Source organism: Salmonella sp. HY31 (genome assembly GCF_042604575.1).
Taxonomy (GTDB): domain Bacteria; phylum Pseudomonadota; class Gammaproteobacteria; order Enterobacterales; family Enterobacteriaceae; genus Salmonella; species Salmonella diarizonae.
In genome coordinates this window covers 2,773,142-2,794,302 of the sequence record NZ_CP170479.1, presented here as the reverse complement: position 1 = coordinate 2,794,302, position 21,161 = coordinate 2,773,142, and the positions used below count along the sequence as shown (strand labels likewise).

At 52.8% G+C, this 21,161-nt stretch carries 20 protein-coding genes; 17 read left to right on the top strand and 3 right to left on the bottom strand.

The window, feature by feature from the left end; translation table 11 throughout:
• The first annotated feature begins 147 nt into the window (after positions 1-147).
• Positions 148-951 carry a trehalose-phosphatase gene (gene otsB / locus ACE15A_RS13295; protein WP_023248821.1) on the top strand — a complete coding sequence of 268 codons (804 nt, stop codon included), beginning with the start codon at positions 148-150 and terminating at the stop codon, positions 949-951.
• Positions 926-2,347, top strand: coding sequence for an alpha,alpha-trehalose-phosphate synthase (gene otsA, locus ACE15A_RS13290; RefSeq protein ID WP_053508904.1), 1,422 nt, complete (start codon positions 926-928; stop codon positions 2,345-2,347). Before otsB ends, otsA begins: the two co-directional genes overlap by 26 nt.
• A 17-nt stretch (positions 2,348-2,364) precedes the next feature.
• Here otsA and uspC read toward each other — a convergent pair whose 3' ends face one another.
• On the bottom strand, positions 2,365-2,793 hold the full coding sequence (gene uspC / locus ACE15A_RS13285; protein ID WP_023248819.1) for a universal stress protein UspC: 429 nt from the start codon (positions 2,791-2,793) through the stop codon (positions 2,365-2,367).
• Entirely contained in the window at positions 2,790-2,906 is a 117-nt protein-coding gene (locus ACE15A_RS13280) for a hypothetical protein (RefSeq protein WP_044136501.1), read from the bottom strand. Before ACE15A_RS13280 ends, uspC begins: the two co-directional genes overlap by 4 nt.
• A 673-nt stretch (positions 2,907-3,579) precedes the next feature.
• Here ACE15A_RS13280 and flhD point away from each other — a divergent pair.
• The 15 genes from flhD to ACE15A_RS13205 all read left to right on the top strand — a co-directional run bounded on the left by flhD (position 3,580) and on the right by ACE15A_RS13205 (position 19,228).
• Entirely contained in the window at positions 3,580-3,921 is a 342-nt protein-coding gene (gene flhD / locus ACE15A_RS13275; RefSeq protein WP_001804550.1) for a flagellar transcriptional regulator FlhD, read from the top strand.
• Positions 3,918-4,502, top strand: a complete 585-nt coding sequence (flhC, locus tag ACE15A_RS13270) for a flagellar transcriptional regulator FlhC (RefSeq protein WP_000605987.1) — start codon at positions 3,918-3,920, stop codon at positions 4,500-4,502. Before flhD ends, flhC begins: the two co-directional genes overlap by 4 nt.
• Before the next feature lie 124 nt (positions 4,503-4,626).
• Entirely contained in the window at positions 4,627-5,514 is an 888-nt protein-coding gene (gene motA, locus ACE15A_RS13265) for a flagellar motor stator protein MotA (RefSeq protein ID WP_000906315.1), read from the top strand.
• Positions 5,511-6,440 carry a flagellar motor protein MotB gene (gene motB, locus ACE15A_RS13260; protein WP_023248818.1) on the top strand — a complete coding sequence of 310 codons (930 nt, stop codon included), beginning with the start codon at positions 5,511-5,513 and terminating at the stop codon, positions 6,438-6,440. The genes motA and motB overlap by 4 nt, the downstream gene beginning before the upstream one ends.
• Positions 6,441-6,444: 4 nt before the next feature.
• Positions 6,445-8,460: a chemotaxis protein CheA gene (gene cheA / locus ACE15A_RS13255; RefSeq protein WP_023248817.1), complete on the top strand. Its 2,016-nt coding sequence runs from the start codon at positions 6,445-6,447 to the stop codon at positions 8,458-8,460.
• Positions 8,461-8,480: 20 nt separating this feature from the next.
• The gene (cheW, locus tag ACE15A_RS13250) at positions 8,481-8,984 is read left to right on the top strand and encodes a chemotaxis protein CheW (RefSeq protein WP_000147290.1); all 504 of its coding nucleotides are present in this window, start codon (positions 8,481-8,483) and stop codon (positions 8,982-8,984) included.
• 238 nt (positions 8,985-9,222) lie between these two features.
• Positions 9,223-10,884 (top strand): methyl-accepting chemotaxis protein II, encoded by a 1,662-nt coding sequence (gene tar / locus ACE15A_RS13245; RefSeq protein ID WP_023248816.1) that lies wholly within the window; start codon positions 9,223-9,225, stop codon positions 10,882-10,884.
• A gap of 161 nt (positions 10,885-11,045) precedes the next feature.
• Positions 11,046-11,912 carry a protein-glutamate O-methyltransferase CheR gene (gene cheR, locus ACE15A_RS13240; RefSeq protein ID WP_000204357.1) on the top strand — a complete coding sequence of 289 codons (867 nt, stop codon included), beginning with the start codon at positions 11,046-11,048 and terminating at the stop codon, positions 11,910-11,912.
• Positions 11,909-12,958, top strand: a complete 1,050-nt coding sequence (cheB, locus tag ACE15A_RS13235; RefSeq protein WP_023248815.1) for a protein-glutamate methylesterase/protein glutamine deamidase — start codon at positions 11,909-11,911, stop codon at positions 12,956-12,958. The genes cheR and cheB overlap by 4 nt, the downstream gene beginning before the upstream one ends.
• A 17-nt stretch (positions 12,959-12,975) precedes the next feature.
• Positions 12,976-13,365: a chemotaxis response regulator CheY gene (gene cheY / locus ACE15A_RS13230; protein ID WP_000763861.1), complete on the top strand. Its 390-nt coding sequence runs from the start codon at positions 12,976-12,978 to the stop codon at positions 13,363-13,365.
• Positions 13,366-13,375: 10 nt separating this feature from the next.
• Positions 13,376-14,020, top strand: coding sequence for a protein phosphatase CheZ (gene cheZ, locus ACE15A_RS13225; protein WP_023248814.1), 645 nt, complete (start codon positions 13,376-13,378; stop codon positions 14,018-14,020).
• A gap of 193 nt (positions 14,021-14,213) precedes the next feature.
• Positions 14,214-15,365 carry a flagellar biosynthesis protein FlhB gene (gene flhB, locus ACE15A_RS13220; RefSeq protein WP_023248813.1) on the top strand — a complete coding sequence of 384 codons (1,152 nt, stop codon included), beginning with the start codon at positions 14,214-14,216 and terminating at the stop codon, positions 15,363-15,365.
• Positions 15,358-17,436: a flagellar biosynthesis protein FlhA gene (gene flhA, locus ACE15A_RS13215; RefSeq protein WP_023248812.1), complete on the top strand. Its 2,079-nt coding sequence runs from the start codon at positions 15,358-15,360 to the stop codon at positions 17,434-17,436. The genes flhB and flhA overlap by 8 nt, the downstream gene beginning before the upstream one ends.
• The gene (gene flhe, locus ACE15A_RS13210) at positions 17,436-17,828 is read left to right on the top strand and encodes a flagellar protein FlhE (RefSeq protein WP_023248811.1); all 393 of its coding nucleotides are present in this window, start codon (positions 17,436-17,438) and stop codon (positions 17,826-17,828) included. The genes flhA and flhe overlap by 1 nt, the downstream gene beginning before the upstream one ends.
• Before the next feature lie 260 nt (positions 17,829-18,088).
• Complete coding sequence (locus ACE15A_RS13205) at positions 18,089-19,228, top strand: glycoside hydrolase family 105 protein (RefSeq protein ID WP_053508908.1); 1,140 nt, start codon at positions 18,089-18,091, stop codon at positions 19,226-19,228.
• A gap of 54 nt (positions 19,229-19,282) precedes the next feature.
• Here the strand turns inward: ACE15A_RS13205 and mrdA are convergent, their stop codons facing one another.
• A complete protein-coding gene (gene mrdA, locus ACE15A_RS13200) occupies positions 19,283-21,154 on the bottom strand; it encodes a penicillin-binding protein 2 (RefSeq protein ID WP_064055773.1) in 1,872 nt (623 codons plus the stop codon).
• Positions 21,155-21,161: the final 7 nt, after the last annotated feature.

The following is a 21,161-nucleotide window of genomic DNA, read 5'->3' as shown; positions in this document are numbered from 1 at the left end:
CTAAACAGTATAGCCCCACGCCATCGCTAACCGCTACCCCGGCTGGCGATGGCCTTTCTAAATGGCGAGCAGCGTCACACTGTCTATACTTACATGACTAATGAGACCGTTTGTGAGTCTCAATATGATGATAAGGAGGAGACCAGGGTGGCAGAACCGTTAACCGTATCCCCCGAACTCACTGCGAACTATGCGTATTTTTTTGACCTTGATGGCACATTGGCAGAGATAAAGCCTCATCCCGATCAGGTAGCGGTACCGCATAAAATCCTTCAGTTGTTAGACCGTCTCGCGGCGCACAACGCAGGGGCACTGGCATTGATTTCAGGGCGTTCAATGACCGAGCTGGATGCTTTGGCGAAACCTTTTCGCTTTCCGCTTGCTGGCGTTCACGGGGCAGAGCGCCGTGATATCAATGGTAAAACCCATATCGTACGCCTTCCTGAATCGGTAGTCCGCGAGGTAGAGGCGTTATTACGTTCGATGCTAGTGGCGCTGCCCGGGGCGGAGCTGGAGACGAAGGGCATGGCGTTTGCGCTGCACTACCGTCAGGCTCCTGAACATGAAGCGGCACTGCTGGCGCTTGCGCAACACGTTACGCAGCACTGGCCACAACTGGCGTTGCAGCCCGGTAAATGCGTAGTGGAAATCAAACCTAAAGGAACCAACAAAGGCGAAGCGATTGCCGCCTTTATGCAGGAAGCCCCCTTTGCGGGACGGATTCCCGTTTTTGTGGGAGACGATTTGACCGACGAGGCTGGCTTTGGCGTGGTGAATCACGCTGGCGGAATTTCCGTAAAAGTGGGCGTCGGGGCAACCCAGGCGGCATGGCGACTGGAAAGCGTACCCGATGTCTGGCGCTGGCTGGAGCAAATCAATTATCCACAACAAGAACAACAAGTAATGAATAACAGGAGAGATGGCTATGAGTCGTTTAGTCGTAGTATCTAATCGAATTGCCCCCCCGGATAATAAAGGCGGCGCCGGCGGCCTCGCCGTTGGCGTGCTTGGCGCGCTAAAAGCGGCTGGCGGGTTGTGGTTCGGCTGGAGTGGCGAGACAGGTAACGAGGATGAGCCATTAAAAAAGGTGACAAAAGGTAATATTACCTGGGCATCGTTTAACCTGAGTGAACAAGATTACGAAGATTATTACTGTCAATTTTCCAATGCGGTTCTCTGGCCTGCGTTCCACTATCGTCTGGATCTGGTGCAGTTTCAGCGTCCTGCATGGGAAGGCTACATGCGGGTTAATGCGTTATTAGCGGATAAGTTATTGCCTCTCGTTAAAGAGGACGACATCATTTGGGTGCATGACTACCACTTATTACCGTTTGCCAGCGAACTGCGTAAACGCGGCGTGAACAACCGAATTGGTTTTTTCCTGCATATTCCATTCCCGACCCCGGAGATTTTTAACGCCTTACCACCGCATGATGAACTGCTGGAGCAGTTGTGTGACTTTGATCTGCTAGGGTTCCAGACGGAAAATGATCGCCTGGCTTTTCTGGATAGCCTTTCAAGTCAGACACGAGTTACGACTCGCAGTGGCAAGCAGCATATCGCGTGGGGTAAAGACTTCCAGACAGAAGTGTATCCTATCGGTATTGAACCCGATGAGATTGCCCTACAGGCTGCCGGTCCGTTGCCGCCTAAACTGGCGCAGCTCAAAGCGGAACTGAAAAATGTGAAGAATATTTTTTCCGTTGAGCGACTGGATTATTCGAAAGGGTTGCCGGAACGCTTTCTGGCGTATGAAGCGCTACTGGAAAACTATCCGCAGCACCGGGGAAAAATTCGTTACACCCAAATCGCGCCTACATCACGCGGCGAAGTACAGGCATATCAGGATATTCGCCACCAGCTTGAGACGGAAGCAGGCCGTATTAATGGGAAATATGGACAACTGGGCTGGACGCCGCTCTATTATCTGAATCAGCATTTCGACCGTAAGCTATTAATGAAGATATTCCGTTATTCAGATGTTGGGCTCGTCACCCCGCTGCGTGATGGGATGAACCTGGTGGCGAAAGAGTTTGTCGCCGCGCAGGACCCCGCTAACCCTGGCGTATTGGTACTGTCGCAGTTTGCCGGCGCGGCGAATGAACTGACGTCAGCGCTTATCGTCAATCCTTACGATCGGGATGACGTAGCGGCGGCGCTTAATCGCGCTTTAACGATGCCGCTTGCCGAGCGTATTTCGCGTCATGCGGAAATGCTTGACGTAATCGTTAAAAATGACATTAGCCGCTGGCAGGAGCGTTTTATTCATGACCTAAAGGAGGTCACGCCGCGCAGCGCGGAGCGTCAACAGCAGAATAAAGTAGCGACGTTCCCTAAGCTGGCCTGATATATCGCGAGCGGCGACTAGTCACCCGCTAACGGCACCAGCAATACATCTACCTGGCTGGCGCTAACCACACTTTTTGCTGAGCAGGACGCTCGCGAAAAGAAGCTGTGGTTATGGTTGCCGCAAATGACCAGATCAACATGGTGTTTGCGGCACACATCCAAAATATGCTGGCTTAGCTCACCATAGGTGATGAAGGTTTGTTCAATCGGATAATCCGCTCTCTCACCCAGCATCTTAAGAAAATTCTCAGTCTCCTCATGCATAACCGCGCGTAAATCCTCCATCATAGGCGCGGCGAATTGGTTATACAGCTCAGGATCGGAAGCAAGGGTAATCAGACTTACTTTCGCCTGAACTGGACGGGCGATAGAAACGGCTTTAGCCAGTAGCTGGTGACTTTCGGGGGTGACGGCAACAGCGACAAGAATATGGGTGTAGCTCATAACTCGCTCCTTAATTGCAAGAATATGAGGTTGTCCTTTAGCTTTACTCTGTTTATCTCATTTCTGCAATGTGGTAATACCACAATAATGTGAAGGGCATCATAATTAATCATTAATTATTCTTATGAAAAGAATAGTGTTATAAGATGCTTTTTACACACCATCAAGATACTTTGATTGAGCCGATGAATAATAAAAGCTAAAAGTTAAATTAATTGAGCTTGTTTTTAATGTGACAGGGCTTGTGCTGAGGTATGATTAATTAATAACATTTAATATTTAACCTGCTGTTTACTAAAGGTAAAATAAAATCGTTTCTATAATAGAAATAATAGCGTGTTATCTATTACCCTGCCGTTATTTTAACACAGAGAAACAAAAAATAATTTGGTGTTGACGTCCCTCTATTCATCAGTGTGGAATAGAAAAAGTGAACATTAGGTGATTAAATAAACAAAATAAAAGCCATGCTGATGGTTTTATCGTAAGTATTCCGCTAAAATATGTGATCTACATCACATATTTTCTAAAATCGCTGTCCCGCTCCGTTGTATGTGACGAAGCTGACGAGTAGAGTTGCGTCGAATTAGGAAAAATCTTAGGCATTTGTAAAAATTGATGTAAACGTGTAAGGCGAATCCCGGCGGGAGGCTGTGTTATACGTCACAATGTCTGAGCACTGCTATGCATTTGACCTTTTTGCTTCTTTTACCGGGCCTTCCCGGCGACATCACGGGGTGCGGCTACGCCGCACAAAAATAAAGTTGGTTATTCTGGATGGGAACAATGCATACATCCGAGTTGCTAAAACACATTTATGACATCAATTTGTCATATTTACTCCTTGCACAGCGTTTGATCGTCCAGGACAAAGCATCTGCGATGTTCCGCCTCGGTATCAACGAAGAGATGGCAAACACACTGGGCGCGTTGACCCTGCCGCAGATGGTCAAACTGGCTGAGACGAATCAGCTAGTTTGTCATTTCCGGTTTGACGATCATCAGACGATCACCCGTTTGACTCAGGATTCGCGCGTCGACGATTTACAGCAGATTCACACAGGTATCATGCTTTCAACGCGTCTGCTCAATGAAGCGGACGATACGGCGCGTAAGAAAAGGGCGTGATAATGAGTGAAAAAAGCATTGTTCAGGAAGCTCGCGATATCCAGTTGGCGATGGAGTTGATCAATCTTGGCGCTCGCCTGCAAATGCTGGAAAGCGAAACACAGCTCAGCCGTGGTCGCCTCATCAGGCTGTACAAAGAGTTACGCGGTAGTCCGCCGCCTAAAGGGATGCTGCCATTTTCGACAGACTGGTTTATGACCTGGGAGCAAAATATTCACGCTTCCATGTTCTGCAATGCCTGGCAATTTTTACTTAAAACTGGCTTATGTAGCGGTGTGGATGCGGTGATTAAAGCTTATCGGCTTTATCTTGAGCAGTGTCCGCAACCGCCTGAAGGGCCGTTGTTGGCGCTGACCCGCGCATGGACTCTGGTGCGTTTTGTTGAAAGCGGATTGCTCGAATTGTCGAGCTGCAACTGCTGCGGCGGAAACTTTATCACCCATGCGCATCAGCCCGTGGGTAGCTTTGCGTGTAGTTTGTGCCAGCCGCCATCCCGCGCAGTAAAAAGACGTAAACTTTCCCGAGATGCTGCCGATATTATTCCACAACTGCTGGATGAACAGATCGAACAGGCTGTTTAACCGAAACGGTGTGGACAAACACTCCAGCAGCGGTAAGTCATTACCGCTGCTTTTTTTTGCCTTACCTTCGCGTTAATCGCCCGACTGCGCATCCTGTCATAGTCAACAGCGGAAGGATGATGTCGTGCTTATCTTATTAGGTTACCTGGTGGTTATCGGTACAGTTTTCGGCGGTTATGTCATGACCGGCGGACACCTTGGGGCACTCTATCAACCCGCTGAACTGGTCATCATTGGTGGCGCGGGGATAGGGGCGTTCATTGTCGGCAACAACGGGAAGGCCATCAAGGGCACAATGAAAGCGATCCCGTTGTTGTTTCGTCGTTCGAAATACACGAAAACCATGTACATGGATCTGCTGGCGTTGCTCTATCGCCTGATGGCCAAATCACGCCAGCAGGGTATGTTCTCCCTTGAGCGCGACATTGAAAATCCGAAAGAGAGTGAAATCTTCGCCAGTTATCCGCGTATTCTGGCTGATGCGGTGATGCTTGATTTTATTGTCGATTATCTGCGTCTGATCATCAGCGGCAACATGAATACGTTCGAAATTGAAGCGTTGATGGATGAAGAGATTGAAACCCATGAAAGCGAGGCGGAGGTCCCTGCCAACAGTTTGGCGATGGTGGGGGATTCACTGCCTGCCTTTGGTATCGTAGCGGCGGTAATGGGGGTGGTTCACGCTCTGGCTTCAGCCGATCGCCCTGCAGCGGAGTTGGGGGCGCTGATTGCCCATGCCATGGTAGGAACGTTCCTCGGTATTTTACTGGCTTATGGATTCATTTCACCGTTAGCTACCGTTTTGCGCCAGAAGAGCGCCGAAACCACCAAGATGATGCAGTGCGTAAAAATCACACTGCTGTCTAATCTGAACGGCTATGCGCCGCCGATTGCCGTGGAATTTGGACGTAAAACCCTTTATTCCAGTGAGCGTCCGTCGTTTATCGAGCTGGAAGAACATGTTCGCGCGGTGAGAAACCCAAACCAGCAGCAGACGACTGAGGAAGCATGAAAAATCAGGCTCATCCCATTGTCGTCGTAAAACGCCGCAAGCACAAACCGCATGGCGGCGGGGCTCACGGTTCCTGGAAGATTGCCTACGCCGATTTTATGACGGCGATGATGGCTTTTTTTCTGGTGATGTGGCTGATTTCCATCTCCAGCCCTAAAGAATTAATTCAGATTGCCGAATATTTTCGTACGCCGTTGGCCACCGCGGTAACGGGCGGTAAGCGGATTGCCAATAGCGAGAGCCCGATACCAGGCGGCGGCGATGATTACACCCAACAGCAGGGTGAAGTGGAAAAGCAACCGAATATCGACGAGCTGAAAAAACGGATGGAGCAGAGTCGGTTAAACAAACTGCGCGGCGATCTGGATCAACTGATCGAATCCGATCCCAAGCTGCGCGCGTTACGTCCGCATCTGAAGATTGATTTAGTTCAGGAGGGGTTACGCATCCAGATTATCGACAGCCAGAACCGTCCGATGTTTAAAACTGGCAGCGCCGAAGTTGAGCCGTATATGCGCGATATCCTGCGCGCGATTGCGCCAGTGTTAAACGGTATTCCTAACCGAATTAGCCTGGCGGGCCATACCGATGACTTTCCCTACGCGAACGGCGAAAAAGGCTATAGCAACTGGGAGTTATCTGCCGACCGCGCCAATGCCTCGCGTCGTGAACTGGTCGCCGGCGGGCTGGATAACGGAAAAGTATTACGGGTGGTTGGCATGGCCGCCACGATGCGGCTGAGCGATCGCGGTCCTGATGACGCCATCAATCGCCGTATAAGCCTGCTGGTGTTAAACAAACAGGCGGAACAGGCCATTTTGCATGAAAACGCTGAAAGCCAGAATGAGCCGGTAAGTGTATTACAACAGCCTGCGGCAGTCCCGCCGGCAAGCGTACCCACATCGCCACAAGCCGAACCGAGGTGATAGCGTGAGCATGGATATTAGCGATTTTTATCAGACATTTTTTGATGAAGCTGACGAGCTGTTGGCAGATATGGAGCAGCATCTGCTGGATTTGGCGCCGGAATCCCCGGACGCTGAACAACTGAACGCCATTTTTCGCGCGGCGCACTCTATTAAAGGCGGCGCGGGCACATTCGGCTTCACTATTCTGCAGGAAACCACGCATTTAATGGAAAACCTGCTGGATGAAGCCCGACGCGGTGAAATGCAGCTCAATACCGACATTATCAACCTGTTTTTGGAAACGAAAGATATTATGCAGGAACAGCTCGACGCCTATAAAAACTCCGAAGAGCCGGATGCCGCAAGCTTCGAATATATCTGCAATGCGCTACGCCAGTTGGCACTGGAAGCGAAAGGCGAAACCGCGCCGGCGGTCGTAGAACCCGCGGCATTAAGCGCCGCGATCCAGGAAGAGAACGTAGCCGAAACCGAAACGCCTTGTGACGAGAGTAAACTGCGCATTGTACTTTCGCGGTTGAAAGCCAGTGAGGTCGATCTGCTTGAAGAAGAGTTGGGTAATCTGGCTACTCTGACGGATGTCGTCAAGGGGGCGGATTCACTGTCGGCGACTCTGGATGGCAGTGTTGCGGAAGATGACATTGTCGCAGTGCTCTGTTTTGTCATCGAGGCCGATCAGATCGCTTTTGAAAAAGTTGTCGCCGCGCCGGTTGCAAAAGTGCAAGAGAACATCGAGGTGGCGCCGGTAGCACCTCCGGCGGTGGTTGCGCCTGCCGCCAAAAGCGCGGCGCATGAACATCATGCGGGGCGCGAAAAACCTGCGCGTGAACGCGAGTCCACCAGTATTCGCGTGGCGGTAGAGAAAGTGGATCAGCTCATAAACCTGGTCGGCGAGTTAGTGATTACCCAGTCAATGTTGGCCCAGCGTTCTAATGAGCTGGACCCGGTAAACCACGGCGATCTCATTACCAGTATGGGACAGTTACAACGTAACGCCCGCGACTTACAAGAGTCGGTGATGTCGATTCGCATGATGCCTATGGAGTACGTCTTCAGCCGTTTCCCGCGTCTGGTACGCGATTTAGCGGGCAAACTGGGCAAGCAGGTAGAGTTGACGCTGGTGGGGAGCTCCACTGAACTTGATAAAAGCCTGATCGAACGCATTATCGACCCGCTGACGCACCTGGTGCGCAACAGTCTCGACCACGGGATTGAAATGCCGGAAAAACGCCTTGAGGCCGGAAAAAATGTTGTCGGCAACCTGATTCTCTCGGCAGAACATCAGGGCGGGAATATTTGTATTGAAGTAACCGATGACGGCGCGGGACTTAACCGTGAGCGTATCCTGGCGAAGGCCATTTCGCAGGGCATGGCGGTGAACGAAAACATGACCGATGATGAAGTGGGCATGCTGATTTTCGCGCCGGGATTCTCAACTGCGGAACAGGTCACGGATGTCTCCGGTCGCGGCGTTGGCATGGATGTCGTGAAACGTAACATTCAGGAGATGGGCGGTCACGTTGAGATCCAGTCAAAACAGGGCTCCGGCACCACGATTCGTATTCTGCTACCGCTGACGCTGGCAATCCTCGATGGCATGTCGGTTCGCGTAGCGGGGGAAGTTTTTATCCTGCCGTTGAATGCGGTGATGGAGTCGTTGCAACCGCGTGAAGAAGATCTTCATCCGCTGGCGGGCGGCGAACGAGTTCTGGAAGTCCGCGGCGAGTATTTGCCGCTGGTCGAATTGTGGAAAGTATTTGACGTGGAAGGGGCGAAAACCGAAGCCACGCAGGGCATTGTTGTGATTCTGCAAAGCGCGGGACGCCGTTACGCGCTGCTGGTCGATCAGCTCATCGGCCAGCACCAGGTGGTGGTTAAAAACCTGGAAAGCAACTATCGCAAGGTACCGGGTATTTCCGCCGCGACGATCCTGGGCGATGGTAGCGTCGCGCTGATTGTTGATGTTTCCGCATTGCAGGGTTTAAACCGCGAACAACGTATGGCGATCACAGCCGCCTGATTGAGTGAGAAGGGAATAATATGACCGGTATGAGTAATGTAAGCAAACTGGCCGGCGAGCCGTCAGGTCAGGAATTCCTGGTGTTTACACTGGGAGATGAAGAGTACGGTATCGATATCCTGAAAGTGCAGGAGATCCGTGGCTATGACCAGGTGACGCGCATCGCCAATACACCGGCCTTTATTAAAGGGGTGACTAACCTACGCGGCGTGATTGTACCCATTGTTGATCTGCGCGTGAAATTCTGCGAAGGCGACGTGGAGTATGATGACAATACGGTAGTGATCGTACTGAATCTGGGGCAACGTGTCGTCGGGATCGTGGTGGACGGCGTGTCTGACGTACTGTCGTTAACGGCGGAACAAATCCGTCCGGCGCCAGAATTTGCCGTGACTTTGTCAACGGAGTATTTGACGGGGTTGGGCGCGCTCGGCGAGCGTATGCTGATTCTGGTGAATATCGAAAAACTGCTTAACAGCGAAGAGATGGCGCTGCTGGATATCGCAGCATCACACGTCGCGTAATGACGTTGCCGGATGGCGTTGCGCCATCCGGCAATATTAACCGTTATGCTTCCACCTGCGGTAATATTGCCTCTTCATCGCCCACGCCCAGAACTCCTGCATTTTGCGTCAGCATCGCCGCCGCGACACCGGTATGGTCAATATCGCCTTCCGGGATAACGTTTTTCCTTTTCGCAAATGTAAAGTTATCACCGCAGGTGCCGATAACGTTGATAACTCGTTATCAGGAAGGTGCCTTATGTTTAACCGTATCCGCGTTGTCACAATGCTGATGATGGTGCTGGGGGTTTTCGCACTGCTACAGCTTGTTTCCGGTGGTTTGCTGTTTTCTTCATTACAGCATAACCAGCAGGGTTTTGTTATTTCTAACGAATTACGCCAGCAGCAAAGTGAACTCACGTCGACATGGGACTTAATGCTGCAAACGCGCATTAACCTGAGCCGCTCCGCCGCACGCATGATGATGGACGCCTCTAACCAGCAGAGCAGCGCCAAAAAGGATTTACTCCAGAACGCAAAAACGACCCTCGCACAGGCGGCGACGCACTACACCAATTTCAAAAACATAACTCCATTGCCAGCGATGGCGGAGGCCAGCGCCAACGTCGATGAAAAATATCAGCGTTATCAGGCCGCATTAACCGAACTTATCCAGTTCCTGGATAACGGTAATATGGAGGCCTACTTCGCCCAGCCAACCCAGGGAATGCAAAACGCGTTGGGTGAAGCGCTGGGCAACTACGCCCGGGTGAGCGAAAACCTGTACCGCCAGACATTTGAGCAAAGCGCTCATGACTACCGTTTTGCGCAATGGCAACTGGGGATTCTCGCGGTTGTGCTGGTGCTGATTTTGGTGGTGGTTTGGTACGGCATTCGTCATGCCCTGCTTAACCCATTAGTGCGAGTGATTGCCCATATCCGTGAAATTGCCAGCGGCGATCTGACGAAAACGCTCACCGTCTCAGGGCGTAATGAAATCGGCGAACTGGCGGGGACGGTTGATCATATGCAACGCTCGCTGATTAACACCGTGACGCAGGTTCGCGAAGGTTCGGATGCGATTTATTCCGGCACCAGCGAAATTGCCGCCGGTAATACCGATCTCTCTTCCCGTACCGAACAGCAGGCCTCCGCGCTGGAAGAGACGGCCGCCAGCATGGAACAACTGACGGCTACCGTGAAGCAAAACGCCGATAACGCTCGTCAGGCTTCGCAACTGGCGCAAAGCGCCTCCGATACCGCGCGTCATGGCGGTAAAGTTGTCGATGGCGTGGTGAACACCATGCACGAAATTGCCGACAGTTCGAAAAAGATCGCTGACATTATCAGCGTTATCGACGGTATTGCTTTCCAGACCAACATTCTGGCGCTGAACGCGGCGGTAGAAGCGGCGCGCGCGGGCGAGCAGGGCCGTGGTTTTGCGGTAGTGGCAGGCGAGGTACGTAATCTGGCCAGCCGCAGCGCCCAGGCGGCGAAAGAAATAAAAGCGTTGATTGAAGATTCCGTCTCGCGTGTCGATACCGGTTCTGTGCTGGTGGAAAGCGCCGGGGAAACCATGACTGACATCGTCAATGCCGTTACGCGCGTCACGGATATCATGGGCGAAATCGCTTCCGCCTCGGATGAGCAAAGCCGGGGTATCGATCAGGTCGCTTTGGCCGTTTCCGAAATGGATCGCGTAACGCAACAGAACGCCTCTCTGGTTCAGGAGTCTGCGGCGGCGGCCGCCGCGCTGGAAGAGCAGGCCAGCCGTCTTACCCAGGCGGTATCGGCTTTCCGCCTGGCGTCGCGACCGCTGGTGGCAAATAAACATGAGACGCGTCCGTCAGTGGACGTTCAGTCTGGCAATACGCCGCGGCCGTTAGCCGCCGGGGATGATGCGAACTGGGAAACCTTCTGATCGACATACGCTGTGTGCTATCGGTTATCGATTAATTTGCGAGCCTGCCGATACTTTTCGACTGGTTCGCGATAGATAAAAGCAAAAAATGTGTAATACGGGAAGCATGGCGCTGCCGCAGGGCGCGCCCGTTGTATTTTGAATGTGATTAAGAAGGCGCTATGACATCATCTCTGCCCTCCGGGCAAACGTCATTATTGTTACAGATGACACAGCGCCTCGCGCTGTCCGACGCGCATTTTCGTCGGATATGTCAATTAATCTACCAGCGCGCAGGGATCGTGCTGGCCGACCATAAGCGGGATATGGTTTATAACCGCCTGGTCCGTCGGCTGCGTACCCTGGGACTGGATGATTTTGGCCGTTATCTCAGTATGCTGGAGGCTAACCAAAACAGCGCTGAGTGGCAGGCTTTTATCAACGCTCTGACCACCAACCTGACCGCTTTTTTTCGGGAGGCGCACCATTTTCCGATCCTTGCGGAACATGCGCGTCGCCGCCACGGCGAGTACCGCGTCTGGAGTGCGGCGGCATCGACGGGAGAAGAACCTTACAGCATCGCCATTACGCTGGCGGATGCGTTGGGGATGGCTCCCGGTCGCTGGAAAGTGTTCGCCAGCGATATTGATACTGAAGTGCTGGAAAAAGCGAGAAGCGGTATTTATCGCCTCAGCGAACTGAAAACGTTATCGCCGCAGCAGTTACAGCGTTACTTCATGCGCGGTACGGGGCCGCATGACGGATTGGTGCGCGTGCGTCAGGAACTGGCCAATTATGTTGAATTTTCCTCCCTTAATTTGCTGGAAAAGCAGTACAACATACCCGGCCCCTTTGACGCGATATTTTGCCGTAACGTCATGATCTATTTTGATAAAACGACACAGCAGGACATTCTGCGCCGTTTTGTTCCACTCCTTAAACCTGACGGACTGTTGTTTGCCGGTCACTCAGAAAACTTTAGCAACCTCGTGCGCGAGTTTAGCCTGCGCGGACAGACGGTGTATGCGCTAAGTAAGGATAAAGCATGAGTAAAATCAGGGTATTGTCGGTTGATGATTCTGCGCTGATGCGTCAAATCATGACTGAAATTATTAATAGCCATAGCGATATGGAGATGGTGGCGACCGCGCCGGACCCGTTGGTCGCCAGGGATCTCATCAAAAAATTTAATCCGGACGTATTGACGCTGGACGTTGAGATGCCGCGTATGGATGGCCTCGATTTCCTTGAAAAACTGATGCGTCTGCGTCCGATGCCGGTGGTGATGGTCTCCTCGCTGACCGGTAAAGGTTCCGAGGTGACGCTGCGGGCGCTGGAGTTGGGGGCCATCGATTTTGTCACTAAACCGCAGCTTGGCATTCGTGAAGGTATGCTGGCGTATAGCGAGATGATCGCTGAAAAAGTGCGTACCGCCGCGCGAGCCCGCATCGCCGCGCATAAACCGATGACGGCCCCGGCAACTTTAAAAGCCGGTCCGCTGCTCAGTTCGGAGAAACTGATTGCTATCGGCGCTTCAACGGGCGGTACTGAAGCTATCCGCCATGTGCTGCAACCGCTGCCGCTTTCCAGTCCGGCAGTGATTATTACGCAGCATATGCCGCCTGGCTTTACCCGCTCGTTTGCCGAGCGCCTGAATAAACTCTGTCAAATCAGCGTCAAGGAGGCCGAGGATGGCGAACGCGTATTGCCAGGTCATGCCTACATTGCGCCCGGCGACAAGCACATGGAGCTGGCGCGTAGCGGGGCGAATTATCAAATCAAAATTCATGACGGCCCGCCGGTGAACCGGCATCGGCCTTCCGTGGATGTGCTGTTTCATTCGGTGGCGAAACACGCGGGGCGAAACGCCGTAGGCGTCATTCTTACGGGGATGGGCAACGATGGCGCCGCCGGAATGTTAGCGATGTACCAGGCAGGTGCCTGGACCATTGCGCAAAACGAAGCAAGTTGTGTGGTGTTCGGCATGCCGCGCGAGGCCATCAATATGGGTGGCGTAAGCGAAGTGGTCGATCTTAGCCAGGTAAGCCAGCAAATGCTGGCGAAAATCAGTGCCGGACAGGCGATACGTATTTGAACCAGGAGTAGTATTTTATGGCGGATAAAGAGCTTAAATTTTTGGTTGTGGATGACTTTTCGACCATGCGTCGTATCGTGCGCAACCTTTTAAAAGAGCTTGGATTTAACAATGTGGAAGAGGCCGAAGACGGCGTCGATGCGCTGAATAAGCTCCAGGCGGGCGGCTTTGGTTTCATTATCTCCGACTGGAACATGCCGAACATGGATGGTCTGGAGCTGCTGAAAACCATTCGCGCCGATAGCGCCATGTCGGCGTTACCCGTGTTGATGGTAACGGCGGAAGCCAAGAAAGAGAATATTATCGCCGCCGCGCAGGCTGGCGCCAGCGGTTATGTCGTAAAACCGTTTACGGCAGCGACTCTGGAAGAGAAGCTAAACAAAATCTTTGAGAAACTGGGCATGTGAGGATGCGATGATGATGCAACCATCTATCAAGCCTGTTGATGAAGGCTCAGCAGGAGACATCATTGCGCGCATCGGTAGTCTGACCCGAATGCTGCGCGACAGCCTGCGCGAACTGGGGCTGGACCAGGCGATTGCCGAAGCGGCGGAGGCGATACCCGATGCGCGCGACCGTCTGGATTACGTCGTCCAGATGACGGCGCAGGCGGCGGAACGCGCGCTAAACAGCGTAGAGGCCTCGCAGCCGCATCAGGATGCGATGGAAAAAGAGGCGAAAGCGCTGACACAACGTTGGGACGAGTGGTTTGAAAATCCGATCGAGCTTTCCGACGCCCGTGAGCTGGTGACAGATACGCGCCAGTTTCTCAAGGATGTCCCGGGCCATACCAGTTTTACGAATGCGCAACTGCTGGACATCATGATGGCGCAAGATTTCCAGGACCTGACGGGTCAGGTGATCAAACGCATGATGGACGTGATTCAGGAGATTGAGCGCCAGTTGTTAATGGTGCTGCTGGAAAACATCCCGGAACAGGGCGCGCGCCCAAAACGCGAGAACGAAAGCTTGCTCAACGGCCCGCAGGTGGATACCTCGAAAGCTGGCGTAGTCGCCAGCCAGGATCAGGTGGACGACCTACTGGACAGCCTTGGGTTTTAAGCCTTTTTGACCTGATGGCGCTGCGCTTATCGGGTCTGAATCCGTCAACCAGGCCGGATACGATACCTTCTTATCGTATCCGGTTATCCATATTAACGCCATAAACCCCGCCTTTTTTACCGCTTACTCTGCCCATTGGCGTAAAGCGGTTCTGGCATCATTCTCGCTTATCAATCTATCCAGGGTTTGCTGCGTGGCAGAAGAGAGCGACGACGACAAAACAGAAGCCCCCACACCCCACCGACTTGAAAAAGCGCGGGAAGAAGGGCAGATCCCCCGATCCAGAGAACTGACCTCACTGCTGATATTGCTGGTGGGCGTTTGCATTATCTGGTTCGGCGGCGAGTCGTTGGCGCGGCAACTGGCGGGAATGCTCTCAGCAGGCCTGCACTTCGATCACCGTATGGTGAACGATCCTAACCTGATCCTGGGACAGATAATTTTGCTGATTAAAGCGGCGATGATGGCGCTGCTACCGCTCATTGCGGGCGTGGTGCTGGTGGCGCTTATCTCGCCGGTTATGCTTGGCGGTCTGATTTTTAGCGGTAAGTCACTACAGCCCAAATTTTCTAAATTAAACCCGCTACCGGGAATTAAGCGTATGTTCTCGGCGCAGACCGGCGCGGAGCTGCTAAAAGCGGTGTTGAAATCCACGTTGGTAGGCTGCGTTACCGGATTTTATCTCTGGCATAACTGGCCGCAAATGATGCGCCTGATGGCGGAGTCGCCGATCGTCGCAATGGGGAATGCGCTGGATCTGGTCGGACTCTGCGCGTTACTGGTGGTACTGGGCGTGATCCCGATGGTGGGATTTGACGTTTTTTTCCAGATCTTTAGCCACCTGAAAAAATTGCGCATGTCACGTAAAGATATTCGCGACGAATTTAAAGAGAGCGAAGGCGATCCGCACGTTAAGGGCAAAATTCGCCAGATGCAACGCGCCGCCGCGCAGCGACGCATGATGGAAGATGTGCCGAAAGCGGACGTCATTGTCACCAACCCGACGCACTATTCCGTGGCGCTGCAGTATGACGAAAACAAAATGAGCGCGCCGAAAGTGGTCGCGAAGGGGGCCGGGTTGATAGCGCTGCGCATTCGCGAAATAGGCGCTGAACACCGGGTTCCCACTTTAGAAGCGCCGCCGCTGGCGCGGGCATTATATCGCCACGCCGAAATCGGTCAGCAAATTCCCGGACAGCTATATGCTGCCGTTGCGGAAGTGTTGGCCTGGGTCTGGCAGCTTAAACGCTGGCGGCTTGCGGGCGGGCAACGTCCTCCACAACCTGAGAATCTTCCAGTGCCAGAAGCGCTGGATTTTATGAACGAGAAGACTACTGATGGCTAATCTGGTCGCGATGCTGCGCCTGCCCAGCAACCTGAAATCAACGCAATGGCAAATTCTCGCCGGGCCGATCCTCATTCTGCTGATTTTGTCGATGATGGTGCTGCCGCTGCCTGCTTTTATCCTCGACTTACTGTTTACCTTTAATATTGCGCTATCGATCATGGTGCTGCTGGTGGCGATGTTTACCCAGCGTACTCTGGATTTTGCCGCGTTTCCGACCATCCTGCTGTTTACCACGCTATTGCGTCTGGCGCTTAACGTGGCCTCAACGCGTATTATTTTGATGGAGGGACATACCGGCGCGGCGGCGGCGGGAAAGGTGGTGGAGGCGTTCGGTCATTTCCTGGTCGGCGGTAATTTCGCGATCGGGATTGTGGTCTTTATCATTCTTGTCATTATCAACTTCATGGTCATCACCAAAGGCGCCGGACGTATTGCCGAAGTCGGCGCGCGCTTTGTACTGGACGGTATGCCCGGTAAGCAAATGGCGATTGATGCCGATCTTAATGCCGGTCTGATTGGTGAAGACGAGGCCAAAAAGCGGCGTTCGGAAGTCACTCAGGAAGCCGATTTCTACGGCTCGATGGACGGGGCGAGTAAATTTGTACGTGGCGACGCCATCGCCGGTATTCTCATCATGGTGATTAACGTGGTCGGCGGGTTGCTGGTCGGCGTATTGCAGCATGGAATGAGCGTGAGCAGCGCGGCGGAAAGCTATACCCTGCTGACCATTGGCGACGGCCTGGTCGCCCAGATCCCGGCGCTGGTCATCTCCACGGCGGCGGGTGTCATTGTAACCCGCGTCAGTACCGATCAGGATGTCGGCGAGCAGATGGTCGGCCAACTGTTCAGTAACCCAAGAGTAATGCTGCTTGCAGCGGCGGTACTGGGGCTGCTTGGCATGGTGCCTGGAATGCCTAACCTGGTATTTTTACTCTTTACCGCCGCCTTGCTCGGCCTGGCATGGTGGCTGCGCGGGCGCGAAGAAAAAGCGCCTGAGGAGCCGCAGCCGGTAAAAATGCCGGAGAATAACTCGGTGGTCGAAGCCACCTGGAATGACGTACAGCTTGAGGATTCACTGGGAATGGAAGTCGGTTACCGCCTGATTCCGATGGTGGATTTTCAACAGGATGGAGAATTACTCGGACGTATTCGCAGCATTCGTAAGAAATTCGCGCAGGATATGGGGTTTCTGCCACCGGTTGTCCATATTCGCGACAATATGGATTTACAGCCTGCGCGTTACCGTATTTTGATGAAAGGGGTAGAGATCGGCAGCGGGGACGCTTATCCGGGACGCTGGTTGGCTATTAACCCCGGCACGGCGGCGGGAACACTACCGGGCGAGAAAACCGTCGATCCAGCTTTTGGCCTTGATGCCATCTGGATTGAAAGCGCCCTGAAAGAGCAGGCGCAAATTCAGGGCTTTACCGTAGTTGAAGCCAGTACTGTTGTGGCGACGCACCTTAACCACTTGATTGGCCAATTCTCCGCCGAACTGTTTGGCCGCCAGGAAGCGCAGCAACTGTTGGATCGTGTCTCTCAGGAGATGCCTAAACTCACAGAAGATCTGGTCCCCGGCGTCGTGACCCTTACGACCTTACACAAAGTCCTGCAAAACTTACTGGCGGAAAAAGTCCCGATTCGCGATATGCGAACCATTCTTGAAACGTTGGCGGAACATGCGCCGTTACAAAGCGATCCGCATGAATTAACCGCCGTGGTACGCGTGGCATTAGGACGGGCTATTACGCAACAGTGGTTCCCCGGTAATGAAGAAGTGCAGGTGATTGGCCTGGATACCGCGCTGGAACGTTTGCTGCTTCAGGCATTGCAGGGCGGCGGCGGTCTTGAACCGGGTTTGGCGGATCGCCTGCTGGCGCAGACGCAAGAGGCGCTTTCTCGCCAGGAGATGCTTGGCGCGCCGCCAGTATTGCTGGTTAACCATGCGCTACGTCCATTATTGTCCCGCTTTTTGCGACGCAGTTTACCGCAGTTGGTGGTGTTATCGAACCTTGAGCTTTCCGATAACCGTCATATCCGCATGACAGCGACCATTGGAGGAAAATAATGCGTAAGTGGCTGGCGTTGCTGCTCTTTCCCCTGACGGTTCAGGCCGCAGGCGAAGGCGCGTGGCAGGATAGCGGTATGGGCGTAACCTTAAATTACCGGGGCGTTTCCGTATCGTCTTCGCCGCTGTCGGCGCGTCAGCCGGTTTCCGGTTTGATGACGCTGGTCGTCTGGCGTTATGAACTGAATGGCCCGACACCCGCGGGATTACGGGTACGTTTATGTTCCCAGTCCCGTTGCGTAGAACTTGATGGTCAGAGTGGCACGACCCACGGTTTTGCTCATGTTCCCGCAGTCGAACCGCTCCGCTTTGTCTGGGAAGTCCCCGGCGGCGGCCGACTCATCCCCGCGTTAAAAGTGCGGAGCAATCAGGTGATTGTTAACTACCGCTAACCCCCCATCTTTTCACCAGGCAGCAGGAATGCTGCTGCCTGTTTCGCATGTTTGACTTTCCTTTTTTTATAAACAGAAACGCTGTTTTATAAATTGGTGACGTAGGTTGCCGGACTCTTTGTGTTTTTGCCATTTATGCTCTGGCAATGGCAGAAACAAAAAGGTTTCCGCCCAGCTTAGCTTTTACTGTGGCGAATCGACTGCGTCGGCGATAAAACTGCACGCAGTGCTGAATTCGACATTAAACAGAGGGTAAGTAAATGATGGTTTATCCAGTCAAACACAGTCCGTTATTGCGTCAGCCTGAGCATTTTATCGCCAGAGATGAACTAAAAGCCTTGATTCAAAAGGTGACGCATAACCTGGTCAATATTAAAGATGAGACGGGCGAATTTTTATTGCGACTGGACGATGGACGCGTGATCGATACTAAAGGTTGGGCAGGATGGGAGTGGACGCACGGTGTGGGTCTGTACGGAATGTATCACTATTATCAACAGACCGGCGACCAGACGATGCGTAAGATCATTGATGACTGGTTTGCCGATCGTTTTGCGGAAGGCGCGACGACGAAAAACGTTAATACGATGGCGCCGTTTTTAACGCTGGCGTATCGCTATGAAGAGACGCGTAATCCAGCGTATTTACCGTGGCTGGAAACGTGGGCCGAATGGGCGATGAATGAAATGCCCCGTACCGATCACGGCGGGATGCAGCACACCACGCTGGCGGAGGAAAATCATCAGCAGATGTGGGACGACACGCTAATGATGACGGTGCTGCCGCTGGCGAAAATCGGTAAACTGTTGAACCGACCGGAATACATGGAAGAGGCAACCTATCAGTTCCTGCTACATGTGCAGAATTTGATGGATAAAGAGACGGGGTTGTGGTTCCACGGCTGGAGCTATGACGGTCATCATAACTTCGCTAACGCTCGCTGGGCGCGTGGCAACAGTTGGCTGACCATTGTGATCCCGGATTTTCTTGAACTGCTGAATTTGCCGGAAAATAATGCCGTGCGCCGTTATCTGGTCCAGGTACTGAATGCGCAGATCGCCGCGCTGGCGAAATATCAGGATGAAAGCGGTTTGTGGCATACTCTGCTTGACGATCCGCACTCTTATCTTGAGGCGTCGGCGACGGCAGGTTTTGCCTACGGTATTCTTAAAGCGGTGCGCAAACGCTATGTCGAGCGGCACTATGCGCTGGTGGCGGAAAAAGCCATTCGGGGGATAGTGAAACATATCTCGCCGGAAGGCGAACTGCGACAAACTTCATTTGGCACGGGCATGGGCCACGATCTCGATTTTTACCGCCATATTCCGTTGACCTCTATGCCTTACGGGCAGGCGATGGCCATGCTGTGTTTGACGGAATACCTGCGTAACTATTTCTGATTTATACGCATATTCCGGCCGTATCCTTGTCTGATGGCGCTTCGCTTATTTGATTTATGGAGCCTGGCCCGGCTGCGTGGTATTAGCCTGCGGATCAAACAGATGGTCAAGGATTTTTCGCATGACGGGCGCGGCGGTAACACCGTCGCTTCCGCCGTTTTCCAGAATCAAGGCAATAGCGACCTTAGGGTTTTTATATGGCGCAAAAGCAGTATAAAACACATGATCGCGAAGGCGAATGGGGATCATTTTCGCGTTGTAGGTCTGATTTTCTTTCAGGCTAAACACCTGCGACGTGCCGCTTTTCGCCGCAATGCCGTAGGGCGCGGTGTGAAAGAACTTATAGCCCGTTCCGTTGGGCGCATTCGCCATGCCATACATCGCCTGCCGCACCAGTCCCCAGTATGGCGAAGCCGGATCGGCTATCTGTGACGATGTACCAGAAGGACGATACGGAACCACCGTTTTGCCGCTCTCTTCATTGAGTAACAGGTGAGGGACGATCACCTTGCCGTTGTTGATGAGCGCTACCATCGCTTTTACCATCTGGATGGGGGTGGCAATCCAGTAACCCTGGCCGATGCCGACAGAGATGGTATCGCCCTGATACCAGGCTTTTTTATGGACCCGCTGTTTCCATGCGCGGCTGGGAAGCAGTCCGTCATACTCTTCATTAAGATCGATGCCCGTCGGTTTGCCATAGCCGAACTGAGACAACATCGTGTCGATACGGTCAATATCCATCATATAAGCGACCTGATAGAAAAAGGTATCCGCAGATTCCTCAATCGCTTTAGTGACATCCAGCATACCGTGTCCGGTTTTTTTCCAGTCCCGGTAATGTCGCTGCGTGCCGGGAAGCGTCCAGGTTGGCGCGCCAAAGAAGGTGGTTTGCGGCGTAATAATCCCGCTTAACAGCGCGGACATCGCCATATAGGGTTTAACCGTTGATGCCGGAGGATAAAGCCCTTGCGTCACGCGGTTGATCAGCGGCAGATTTTTATCGTGCAGCAGTTTGCCGTAATCCTGATAGCTAATGCCTTTTACAAAGGGGTTCGGGTCGTAGCTAGGCATAGATACCATCGCCAGCACTGAACCATCGTGCGGATCTTCAACCAGTACGGCAGCACGCTGCCCGGCCAGCAAACTTTCAATGTACTCTTGTAAATGGAGATCCAGCGTCAGGTGAATGTTCTTACCCGCGATGGGGGGAACGTCTTTCAGCAGGCGGACAATACGCCCGTGATTATCCACCTCGACCTCCTGATAGCCAGTTTTACCGTGAAGATCGTTTTCGTAGTAACGCTCAATTCCCTGCTTACCGATGTTATGGTCCGCCGCGTAATTCTCCGCCAGCCCTTTTTGGTTCAGCGCTTTAAGGTCGTTGTCGTTTATCTTTGACACGTAACCGAGAACATGCGCCAGCTCGGCGCCGTAAGGATACTGCCGATCCTGATAGCTATTGATCGTGACGCCGTTGAAATGGAACTGATTGACCGCAAAGCGTGCGATTTCAACATCCGTTAGCGCGTTTTTGAGCACTACCGGACGGTAGCGGCTACTTGATTTTAGCGCATGGCGGAAGTCGGCGATATCATCGGGAGAGAGATCAACAATAGGGGGGAGCTGTTTTAGCAGCGCATCCATATCGGCAATTTTATAGGGCGTAACCGCGATATCATACCAGGTCACGTTACGTACCAGCGGAATACCGTTACGATCGTAAATGATGCCGCGCGTTGGCGCGACGGGCAGCATCTTGATATCGTTCTCATTCGAACGGGTGGTGTAGTAGTGGTGCTGGCGGATTTGCAAGTTATAGAGATTGAAGATCAGGATACCAAAGCAGACAACCACTACGCCAAACGCCACGATTACACGTCTCAGGAAGAGTTTCTCTTCCGCATCAAAGTCTTTAAAAGTCATTACCTGT

Excerpts from the sequence above, each read along its gene's own strand:
- ACE15A_RS13280 (WP_044136501.1), bottom strand. The coding sequence starts at position 2,906 with ATGATTAATTATGATGCCCTTCACATTATTGTGGTATTACCACATTGC.
- cheW (WP_000147290.1), top strand. The coding sequence starts at position 8,481 with ATGACCGGTATGAGTAATGTAAGCAAACTGGCCGGCGAGCCGTCAGGT.
- cheB (WP_023248815.1), top strand. The coding sequence starts at position 11,909 with ATGAGTAAAATCAGGGTATTGTCGGTTGATGATTCTGCGCTGATGCGT.
- flhe (WP_023248811.1), top strand. The coding sequence starts at position 17,436 with ATGCGTAAGTGGCTGGCGTTGCTGCTCTTTCCCCTGACGGTTCAGGCC.
- ACE15A_RS13205 (WP_053508908.1), top strand. The coding sequence starts at position 18,089 with ATGATGGTTTATCCAGTCAAACACAGTCCGTTATTGCGTCAGCCTGAG.
- cheY (WP_000763861.1), top strand. The coding sequence starts at position 12,976 with ATGGCGGATAAAGAGCTTAAATTTTTGGTTGTGGATGACTTTTCGACC.
- tar (WP_023248816.1), top strand. The coding sequence starts at position 9,223 with ATGTTTAACCGTATCCGCGTTGTCACAATGCTGATGATGGTGCTGGGG.
- cheZ (WP_023248814.1), top strand. The coding sequence starts at position 13,376 with ATGATGCAACCATCTATCAAGCCTGTTGATGAAGGCTCAGCAGGAGAC.
- mrdA (WP_064055773.1), bottom strand. The coding sequence starts at position 21,154 with ATGACTTTTAAAGACTTTGATGCGGAAGAGAAACTCTTCCTGAGACGT.
- flhA (WP_023248812.1), top strand. The coding sequence starts at position 15,358 with ATGGCTAATCTGGTCGCGATGCTGCGCCTGCCCAGCAACCTGAAATCA.
- otsA (WP_053508904.1), top strand. The coding sequence starts at position 926 with ATGAGTCGTTTAGTCGTAGTATCTAATCGAATTGCCCCCCCGGATAAT.
- flhD (WP_001804550.1), top strand. The coding sequence starts at position 3,580 with ATGCATACATCCGAGTTGCTAAAACACATTTATGACATCAATTTGTCA.
- uspC (WP_023248819.1), bottom strand. The coding sequence starts at position 2,793 with ATGAGCTACACCCATATTCTTGTCGCTGTTGCCGTCACCCCCGAAAGT.
- cheR (WP_000204357.1), top strand. The coding sequence starts at position 11,046 with ATGACATCATCTCTGCCCTCCGGGCAAACGTCATTATTGTTACAGATG.
- motB (WP_023248818.1), top strand. The coding sequence starts at position 5,511 with ATGAAAAATCAGGCTCATCCCATTGTCGTCGTAAAACGCCGCAAGCAC.